General features: G+C 62.8%; 3 protein-coding genes. 1 reads left to right on the forward strand and 2 read right to left on the reverse strand.

The features are described 5' to 3' along the window. Positions 1 to 585: 585 nt before the first annotated feature. The gene (locus FGL98_RS25680; RefSeq protein ID WP_186526397.1) at positions 586 to 858 is read left to right on the forward strand and encodes a hypothetical protein; all 273 of its coding nucleotides are present in this window, start codon (positions 586 to 588) and stop codon (positions 856 to 858) included. A gap of 355 nt (positions 859 to 1,213) precedes the next feature. Here the strand turns inward: FGL98_RS25680 and FGL98_RS24885 are convergent, their stop codons facing one another. Next, the gene (locus FGL98_RS24885) at positions 1,214 to 1,762 is read right to left on the reverse strand and encodes a P-loop nucleotide/nucleoside kinase family protein (RefSeq protein ID WP_146321544.1); all 549 of its coding nucleotides are present in this window, start codon (positions 1,760 to 1,762) and stop codon (positions 1,214 to 1,216) included. Positions 1,763 to 1,913: 151 nt separating this feature from the next. Next, positions 1,914 to 2,138, reverse strand: a complete 225-nt coding sequence (locus FGL98_RS24890) for a hypothetical protein (RefSeq protein WP_146321546.1) — start codon at positions 2,136 to 2,138, stop codon at positions 1,914 to 1,916. Positions 2,139 to 2,326 lie beyond the last annotated feature (188 nt).

Here is a 2,326-nt window from a genome sequence, read left to right on the forward strand (position 1 = left end):
TAGCGTCGGTCACGTCGAGGTCTTCCAGATGGGCAGTGTCAGAACTTCCATCATCGGGAGGCCTCGACGCCTATCCCGTGATCGACGCGCCGACCAGCACTACACCCTTAAATCTGAAGAGCCCATAAAAGTGGTCAAGGGTGATCGCGCCTCAGCGGGAACGCCTATGAGGAGAGTTGCCAGGGGCCCAGGGGTGTGGACATGGTGGGATCGTTCATGCATGTCTTCATAGCGGCAAGAGGCTACTGGACCGTGCATGCCTCCGACCAGGCGTTTTGCATCCTCATCAGCACGCGGTGCGGTCGTCGCCATGCATGAGTAATCCCTACAATCCTTGCTGGTGTCTGGTGGTAGTTCTGAGCAGGCGTCGGCCAAATCCCTTGAGCTACAGGCAAGCCGATGGAAGGTCGGCCAGGCGTCACCTCACCAGTGTCCAGACGTCTGGGGCCTGACTCCCGGCTCCTGCAAACTATTCACCACGAGGCACCCGCATCTGAGGCGTGACGAGAGTGACATCGCGACCATAGACGGACCGCCGCGGGCCGGTCATAAACGGGACTTTTCGGGCCAGAATCGAGTGCCGCGTTGGTCACAGACCTCCAGACCAACCCCGTCGTCGCGGACCGTCGACGGGAGTGCGAGGAGCACCTACGCCTCCTCGACGCCGACCACGACGACCAGCAGAACCACCCAGACCTCCAGCACCAGGAGCAGTACACCGCGCTGCGCCTGGCACTGATCGGCCGCAACGCGCCACCGTCCTCCGTCTGCGTGACGAACAGCGCATCGACGACACCGTGCTCCGCAAGCTCCAGCGCAGACTGGACATCGAAGAAGTACGACTCACTCACCCGGTAACGCCGACTGATCCCCAACCCTCCCGAGACCGGGCCCGACGATCTGCCCCAGCATCATGTCGCCCGTGCCCCCGTCTCACAGAGGGAACGGTCACCGGCGATCGATGAGCCGATCTCCCATCGGGCGAGGCCGATCACGAGCACGGCGGTCGACGTTCCGCAGGGGTGTTCTAAACGGGACGCCCAAGACGATGACGGCGCACCGCTTGCCGATCGCAAGCGGAGCGTGCCACAAGGCGATCGGCATGCGGAGCATGCCACAAGGCGATCGGCATGCGGAGCATGCCACAAGGCGATCGGCATGCGGAGCATGCCACAAGGCGATCGGCATGCGGAGCATGCCACAAGGCGATCGTCTATTGAGACTGGTTCTTGTCGAGCCGAGCGCGAATGAAGGTGGTGGTCGCCGCGGCTGATCCCCGAGCATCGATCCACACTGCGTTCGGGCGGGCCTGTCGAAGCCCTTCCAAGGATTGTGCAAGCTCTACGGAATCGCCAGGGCTGACGAGCCGATTGTTCACATCGTGCTCTGGACGGTCAGGGCTTGCGGTGCGCGCGGCAATTCGCTCTGCGAGAGCGACAGAGTCAAGGTCCAGCACGAACTCGTGGAACTGAGCGCCGCACGTGGCGGCAAGGCTTTCTAGTTCCTCGATGAACGGCGTGCGGGCGAGGTATTGCCCGATGATGACATCGTGTCCGCTGGCGAGTTGCTCCCTGGCGATGGCGACACTCAAACGCCTCGCGTGGAGTCCCGATTGCAAGGCGTCCTCCTCCCACCGGCCCAGCGCATGTTTGATCGCGTCGACGTCAAGAGCGAACGTCAATGCTGTCTCGTGCGCGAGCGTGGACGCGATGGTTGATTTGCCTGAGCCAGGGGCTCCGTTGATCAAGATCAGTTGAGGCACCTGGCCGAGCGTAGGCGACCCAAGTGTCGACCGCCGCGTCCCAAGCCCGTCACGAAGACTGGACCTGACTCAACATCTCGGCCCCAGCTGCGCGCGGCTCGGTCATCGCCGCAACAGGATGGCTCTTCAAGACATCGAAGTCTCGCTGCTGTTATCCGTGTTGCGCGCGCAGAGTGTCGAGCAACCAGTCGCGGACTACGGGCATCGCGATGTCGATGTGGTGGAGTAGGCCCTCGTGGTTCATGCCGGGTACTACCTCGAAGGGGAATCCGTAGGCCGCGGTCTCTCGGTGCAGCGCATCCAGGCCGACGAGCTCGTCGATGACTTCGTCGTTGCCGCCCCAGTAGCAGTAGATCGGGCAGTTGAGCCGCGTCACGAGTCCACCCGGTGGGATGGTGTCCAATTCCCGGTACCAGGCCAGCAGAGCGTCAGGATCAAACTGGCTCTTCAGAAACGAGGGTGTAGTCGGGGTCTGAATCCTCCGGACTCCAGGAGGGATCGCGCGACATAGTGGGTCAGGTTTCGGAACCCGAGGGCGGACCCGCGTAAGTGCTCGAGGCGACC

Origin of the sequence: Leekyejoonella antrihumi, from assembly GCF_007845645.1 — a bacterium.
Classification (GTDB): domain Bacteria; phylum Actinomycetota; class Actinomycetes; order Actinomycetales; family Dermatophilaceae; genus Leekyejoonella; species Leekyejoonella antrihumi.